Raw genomic sequence first — 6161 nt, 5'->3', positions numbered from 1 at the left:
AAAATCATGAGATGAGGTTATGAAAATATCAAAACTGCGAACCAGCTTTGCGTTATCACATAAAATTAGACCTTTTGCTGATCAGACAAAAATTGTGACTTAGTTTCACAAACTAATAAATAATATGTTAAGGAAACAATTCATGAACTGGTGCAACGAAGGAGAACGAATAGACGAAATTGGATTTGGAAGCCTCAGGTTGATTCAAAAACCCGAGGATTTTTGTTATGGGATTGATGCTGTATTATTGGCCTCCTTTGCAGAGGTAAAGAGGGGATCCAGAGTGATTGACCTGGGTACAGGTACCGGGATCATACCATTAATATTGAGTCATAAAACTGAGGCCGATGAGATTCTTGGCGTTGAACTGCAGCAGGATTCCTATGAGCGTGGTCTGAGAAATATCGAACTGAATCATTTACATGATAGAGTAAAACTGATTCATAGCGATGTGAAAGACATTCTGGGTGATAAGAATATAAACCCCCAGAGCTTTGACGCGGTGCTTTCCAATCCGCCTTATATGAAAGGGAACGGAGGCCTGAAGAATCAAAAGGATGCAAAGACCATTGCACGTCATGAAACCACTGCAGGATTATCAGACTTCATCGGTACTGCAGCCTCTTTATTAAAAGATAAAGGCGACTTTTATCTGGTTCATAGGCCAAGCAGACTAGTCGATATCTGTATCCTTTGCCGACAGAACAAATTGGAGCCAAAGGAGTTAAGACTGGTAAGTCCGAATCGGAACAGAAAGCCGAACATTTTGTTGATGCACTGTGTCAAGCACGGAAGGCCGGAGCTGAAGTTTTTGGATCCGTTATATGTGTATGAGGAAAACGGATGCTATACTGAGGAGATTTTAAGAATCTACGAAAGAAAATAAAAGAAAAAATAAAAAACCTGCTAACTTGTTAAGCAGGTTTTTTTAATTAGAGCTTCTGCATTTCTTCAATACAATTCGAGCATACATTTTTGTCATGAATTCTCTTAACATTCTTTGCATTTCCGCAGAAGATACAAGCTGGTTCATACTTTTTCAAAAGTATATAGTCACCATCTACATAGATTTCAATTGGGTCTTTAATTTCAATATCTAAAGTCCTTCTTAATTCGATCGGAAGCACGATTCTGCCTAATTCATCTACTTTTCTGACGATTCCTGTAGCTTTCATCTGTCTTTTGTCCCCTTTCTATAGTGAATCTTACTTTCACTAATTCATAATATTTACTAGGAAAAATCCTTACCTTATATTAACATTTCGTAAAAATATAGTCAATGACTATTTTTTCTCTCTGTTTAATAGGTTTTTTAAGGAGCCAATTGCGTTTACGAGTGAAGTGAGTGCAGCGACAACACTTTGATTTCCTTTAATTATGTCCGAAATACTTCCTACTGAGGACGATACATCGCCGATTATTTTGTTGACACCCTGTGCGTTTTCGGCAGCTATGGAAGAAATTACCTGGGCGTCCTCCAATATTCTATTCATATTTTTAATCGTAGGAATTAAACTCCTTACAAAGAGAATACAATAAATGATTAAAACGAGCAAGGCTAGTCCAATTAACAGCAAGCCTGCATCGCCAAGCGTAATGGTGGTATTCATATACATCCCTCCTTCGTTATATTATGGCCTAGAAAATGGAAATATTCAACATCTTTTTTTATATTTTGAATATGAATAATAATAGTCTGTAAGAAGGAGGCGACGAACACATGATGAACTACATATGGGCGGGAATGCTTGTCTTAGGAATCTTATTTGCAGTCATAAACGGCAGACTCGGCGAATTTAGCGAAGGCTTGATGAAAAGCTGCACCGATGGTGTTTATTTTATATTGGGGCTCGCAGGAATCATGGGGGTTTGGTCCGGCATTATGAATATTGCAAAGGAGACAGGCCTTATAGATCTGGTTGCGCAAAAGACAAAACCATTGATCCGGTACTTGTTCCCGAAGGGTCTTAGAAAAGAAACTACAGCAATGATTTTGATGAGTTTTACGGCAAATCTTTTCGGAGCAGGAAACAGCGCTACGGTATTCTCAATCAAGGCTATGTCCATGCTAGACGCTGAAAACAACAGAAGTGAGACTGCAAGCAATGCCATGTGCATGTTCATTGCAGTCAATATGTCCATGATACAGCTTGTTCCGATTACGGTAATAAAAATCAGAAGCGAAGCGGGATCAGTAAATTCCGGAAGCATTATCATACCTGCAATTATTGCCGGTTTAATCTCTATGATTGCATCCATTATGGTATGCAAATTCTATGAGAGGAAAAGAATATGATAGCAGAGGTTTTGAGTAACGTTTCTTTGTTTTTCATTCCCGGAATGCTCTCTGTCATTATAGGGTACGGAATTTATAAGAGAGCTCCCATTTATGATTATTTCATTGAAGGTACCAAGGACGGACTGAAAACCGCTGCAGAATTATTGCCTTTTATTATTGCAATTTTTATTGGAATTGAAGCTTTGGTAAGCTCCGGTGCTATGGAATTTCTGGAGAATCTGCTCTCTCCTCTGTTTCATTTAGTGGGAATTCCGGAAGAACTGATTTCTCTGATTCTTTTGCGTCCTGTTTCGGGAAGCGGATCTTTGGTCTTGGTTGAAAAAATTGTAACCGCTTACGGTCCGGATACTTTTGTCGGTAGAGCGGCATCGGTAATGGTAGGAAGCTGTGAGACCATATTTTATGTTTTAGCGGTTTATTTTGGAGCTACGTCTGTCAAAAATATCCGGCACGCGTTTATGGCAGGACTCATCGGATATATTGTTGGTATTTTTGCATCACTTTTAGCCTGCGTGTATATTTGACAGACTACCAGGGGATAATTGAAAGAAGAGAGAAAGAGGTCTTGAAAGAATATGTTTTTTGTCCCCCTTTAGCATAAAACTGAGACTTCTTTCTTTTCCTATTTTATGAGAATTTTTAATGGATATGTTACAGGTATTTGTTACGTAGATGATGGTGGTATAAATTTTCATTGAAAAAAAGTGAAAAAGTAGTTATACTAAGTAAGACAAACACAATAGAATGAATCTGGACAATTGATATATATTTGGAGGAAAACAGTGGCAAAATTTTTAGTAGAAAAAAGTGGTCCGTTACAAGGTGAAATAGAAATCAGCGGATCAAAAAATGCAGTATTGCCAATTATGGCAGCAGCTTTGTTGACAGAAGAAAAATGCGAGATTATGGATGTACCGGTTTTACGAGATGTGGACGTCATGTGCAAACTTCTCAGCAGCATCGGTTCGGAGGTAAAAGAAGATTATATAAATAATTTGATAGAAATTCAGACGAAGAGCATAATTGCTGAAGAAGCCCCATATGAACTGGTAAAAAAGATGAGAGCATCCATACTGGTAATGGGGCCGCTTCTTGCAAAGACGGGAAAGGCGAAGATCGCACTGCCAGGGGGCTGCGCCATTGGAGCCAGACCTATAGACCTGCATTTAAAGGGCTTTCAGGCATTGGGAGCGGAAATCGTAGAAGGGCACGGATACGTGGAAGCGAGAGCCGACAAGCTGGTAGGATGCAACGTTTATTTAGACTTTCCCAGTGTTGGGGCAACAGAAAATATCATGATGGCCGCTGTGCTGGCAGAAGGTATTACGGTGATTGAAAATGTTGCAGAAGAACCTGAAATTGTTGATTTAGCAAATTTTTTAAATAAAATGGGCGCAAAGATTAAAGGCGCGGGGACGGACACCATCAAAATCGAGGGTGTAGAAAAATTACATGGAACAAAGCATGCTGTTATTCCAGATAGAATTGAAACCGGTACCTTTATGGTAGCGGCAGCCATCACAAGAGGAAATGTTTTAATTAAAAATGTGGTACCGGATCACGTAAAGCCGGTGATTGCAAAGTTGAAGGAATGCGGAGCTGTCATTGAAGACAGCGACGAAGGAATGAGAGTCAGGGGAGATATCAATCCTTTGATATCCACGGATATCAAAACTCTTCCGTATCCGGGCTTCCCGACGGATATGCAGTCCCAATTCATGGCCTTTCTGACTACGGTGGCAGGAGCCAGTGTTGTAATTGAAACGGTATTCGAAAACAGGTACATGCACATCGGTGAATTGAATAGAATGGGCGCCAACATAAAAATAGAGGGCAGAAGTGCCATTATCCAGGGAGACAGAAAGCTACAGGGAGCACAGGTAATCTCCACTGATCTGAGAGCCGGAGCTGCGCTGGTACTGGCGGGCCTTATGGCGGAAGGAACAACGGAAATATCCGAAGTCTATCATATAGAGCGCGGATATGCAGATTTTATTCGCAAATTCAAGGCTCTGGGTGCAAAGATCACCAGAATGGAAGAATAATAGAAAAAAATGAAAAATTAGAATATTATAATCCGGGAAGTAAAACCAATCGAGTATAATCGTGAAGGACTGGATTCAGGACCTATACTATATTGAACAGTAACTTTGAAGCCGAGAATGTTACATCTCATTAGAATCAAACATTCGAAGGATGAGGGGAAATTGCAAAACATAGTATAGGTCTTTTTTAATATGTAGAAGATATCCCTTACAGTGAATATCCGTCATTTCCATTTTTTTATTTTCTGATTTCAACCCCGCTGTAATAGTGGGTCAGTATCTCTTTATAAGTAAACCCCTGTTGTGCCATGCCGTTGGCTCCCCATTGACTCATTCCTACACCGTGACCGTAACCCTCAGTGGTAAAGACAACAGAATCACCCTGGAAGGAAACGGCGAAATTGGCAGATCGAAGACCAAAGAGGTCCCGGATATCCCTGCCCTTGAGGGAAAGATTGCCGACTTTTATCGTTGCAACTCTACCTCCCTCACTGCGATTTGTTACCTTAATAGTACTGCTGTTTATGGTTCCGACATTTTCCTTGGGGTAGGCTTTCTTTATTTTCTTAGAGAATTCAGATAAGGATATGGTTATCTGTTCGTGCTGATGGGGTGCTTCCGTTTCATAAGGACTGTCAACACTTCTCAGGTACGGAAGTGCCGATACGAAAACATCCTCTGAATTTTCTGTTTTGCCGCCGCTGGAAGAGTGAAATAAGGGCTGCTCTACCAATGCTCCTTGATAGTACATAAGTTCCCCTCTGGTACTGTCCACAGCCTCCACAATCCGCGGCCAGCCTGTGGCCATCCATTCAGCTGATTTGATCTCTTTCAGCTCATCCACACTTCGGTATACCTGGCAATGTGTATCGTCACAAACAGGAGCGGAGGGATGATCAGGATTGCCTCCGTCACCTGATCGAACAATCTTGGATAAAGAATAGGTTCTGGCAGCTACTGCCTGTGCCTTCAGTGCTTCCATTTCAAAGCTTGAGGGCATTTCTCCGGCCACCACTCCTTTCACGTATTCTTCAAATTCAATGGTTTCCGTTTTGCCGCTGTCATGGCGGTAAACCTTGATATAGCTCGGTTCATAATTTGGATCTTTTGCGATAGGTGCTTGCTCATCGTTGCCGGAGAATAGGCTGACCAAGGTAAAAGGCAGCAATACCAATGAAAATAACACCAGCACAGTGGTGATCGCCAGTCCTTTTAATAAATCTCTTTTGTAATTCATCTTTGTTCCTCCATAAGCCTGTCTTACTAGAGTATATGAAGGATCGAAATAAAAAATGAAGAATAAAATCGTCTGTTAAAATCCGGAGGTTTTAATTATCAAATTCGAAGGCTTTAATTATCAAATTCGAAGGCTTTAATCATCAAATCCGAAGGCTTTAATCATCAAAAATCCGAAGGCTTTACACGTAAAAAAAAACACCAGCCTGAAGATGCATGGTGTTTTATCCGTTCATTATTATATAAAAAAAATTATTCCTTCGCAGGCTCTGCTGCTTCCTCTACTTTCTCCTCCAATACTTTTTCGTATTCAGCAAAAATGGCATCCTTAATCTTATTACGGGTCTCTGATACTAATGGGTGGGCAATATCTCGAAAATCGCCTTCTCCCATCTTTCTGCTTGGCATAGCTATGAATAGACCATTTTGTCCCTCGATGATTTTAATGTCATGTACCACAAATTCATCATCGAAAGTGACGGAGACTACGGCTTTCATTTTGCCTTCATCATTTACCTTACGAACTCTTACATCAGTTATTTTCATACTGACACCACCCTTTCATGCCTGACTAAATCTTT

8 protein-coding genes are annotated in these 6161 nt (G+C 40.4%); 4 read left to right on the top strand and 4 right to left on the bottom strand.

The window, feature by feature from the left end; all coding sequences use genetic code 11:
- Nucleotides 1–124 precede the first annotated feature (124 nt).
- Nucleotides 125–886 (top strand): tRNA1(Val) (adenine(37)-N6)-methyltransferase, encoded by a 762-nt coding sequence (locus KCX82_RS21735; RefSeq protein WP_227020567.1) that lies wholly within the window; start codon nucleotides 125–127, stop codon nucleotides 884–886.
- Nucleotides 887–932: 46 nt separating this feature from the next.
- Here the strand turns inward: KCX82_RS21735 and KCX82_RS21730 are convergent, their stop codons facing one another.
- Together KCX82_RS21730 and KCX82_RS21725 are read right to left on the bottom strand one after the other, a co-directional pair.
- On the bottom strand, nucleotides 933–1175 hold the full coding sequence (locus KCX82_RS21730) for an AbrB/MazE/SpoVT family DNA-binding domain-containing protein (RefSeq protein ID WP_227020566.1): 243 nt from the start codon (nucleotides 1173–1175) through the stop codon (nucleotides 933–935).
- Between the two features lie 108 nt (nucleotides 1176–1283).
- Nucleotides 1284–1610: a hypothetical protein gene (locus KCX82_RS21725; protein ID WP_227020565.1), complete on the bottom strand. Its 327-nt coding sequence runs from the start codon at nucleotides 1608–1610 to the stop codon at nucleotides 1284–1286.
- 110 nt (nucleotides 1611–1720) lie between these two features.
- Between KCX82_RS21725 and KCX82_RS21720 the strand changes: the two genes are divergently transcribed.
- The 3 genes from KCX82_RS21720 (at nucleotide 1721) to murA (ending at nucleotide 4344) form a co-directional block, all read left to right on the top strand.
- Nucleotides 1721–2296, top strand: a complete 576-nt coding sequence (locus tag KCX82_RS21720) for a nucleoside recognition domain-containing protein (protein WP_227020564.1) — start codon at nucleotides 1721–1723, stop codon at nucleotides 2294–2296.
- On the top strand, nucleotides 2293–2823 hold the full coding sequence (locus KCX82_RS21715; RefSeq protein ID WP_227020563.1) for a spore maturation protein: 531 nt from the start codon (nucleotides 2293–2295) through the stop codon (nucleotides 2821–2823). Before KCX82_RS21720 ends, KCX82_RS21715 begins: the two co-directional genes overlap by 4 nt.
- Nucleotides 2824–3081: 258 nt before the next feature.
- On the top strand, nucleotides 3082–4344 hold the full coding sequence (gene murA, locus KCX82_RS21710) for a UDP-N-acetylglucosamine 1-carboxyvinyltransferase (RefSeq protein WP_227020562.1): 1263 nt from the start codon (nucleotides 3082–3084) through the stop codon (nucleotides 4342–4344).
- A gap of 238 nt (nucleotides 4345–4582) precedes the next feature.
- On the opposite strand, the gene spoIID is transcribed toward murA, so the two are convergent.
- A complete protein-coding gene (spoIID, locus tag KCX82_RS21705) occupies nucleotides 4583–5581 on the bottom strand; it encodes a stage II sporulation protein D (protein WP_227020561.1) in 999 nt (332 codons plus the stop codon).
- Nucleotides 5582–5832: 251 nt separating this feature from the next.
- On the bottom strand, nucleotides 5833–6126 hold the full coding sequence (spoVG, locus tag KCX82_RS21700) for a septation regulator SpoVG (protein ID WP_227020560.1): 294 nt from the start codon (nucleotides 6124–6126) through the stop codon (nucleotides 5833–5835).
- Nucleotides 6127–6161: the final 35 nt, after the last annotated feature.

Origin of the sequence: Sinanaerobacter chloroacetimidivorans, assembly GCF_018128545.1 — a bacterium.
Taxonomy (GTDB): domain Bacteria; phylum Bacillota; class Clostridia; order Peptostreptococcales; family Anaerovoracaceae; genus Sinanaerobacter; species Sinanaerobacter chloroacetimidivorans.
This window is presented reverse-complemented; position numbering and strand designations above follow the sequence as displayed.

What these genes read in the sequence shown, in the direction of transcription:
- KCX82_RS21735 (WP_227020567.1), top strand. Translation starts at nt 125, where the DNA reads ATGTTAAGGAAACAATTCATGAACTGGTGCAACGAAGGAGAACGAATA.
- KCX82_RS21730 (WP_227020566.1), bottom strand. Translation starts at nt 1,175, where the DNA reads ATGAAAGCTACAGGAATCGTCAGAAAAGTAGATGAATTAGGCAGAATC.
- KCX82_RS21725 (WP_227020565.1), bottom strand. Translation starts at nt 1,610, where the DNA reads ATGAATACCACCATTACGCTTGGCGATGCAGGCTTGCTGTTAATTGGA.
- KCX82_RS21720 (WP_227020564.1), top strand. Translation starts at nt 1,721, where the DNA reads ATGATGAACTACATATGGGCGGGAATGCTTGTCTTAGGAATCTTATTT.
- KCX82_RS21715 (WP_227020563.1), top strand. Translation starts at nt 2,293, where the DNA reads ATGATAGCAGAGGTTTTGAGTAACGTTTCTTTGTTTTTCATTCCCGGA.
- spoIID (WP_227020561.1), bottom strand. Translation starts at nt 5,581, where the DNA reads ATGAATTACAAAAGAGATTTATTAAAAGGACTGGCGATCACCACTGTG.
- spoVG (WP_227020560.1), bottom strand. Translation starts at nt 6,126, where the DNA reads ATGAAAATAACTGATGTAAGAGTTCGTAAGGTAAATGATGAAGGCAAA.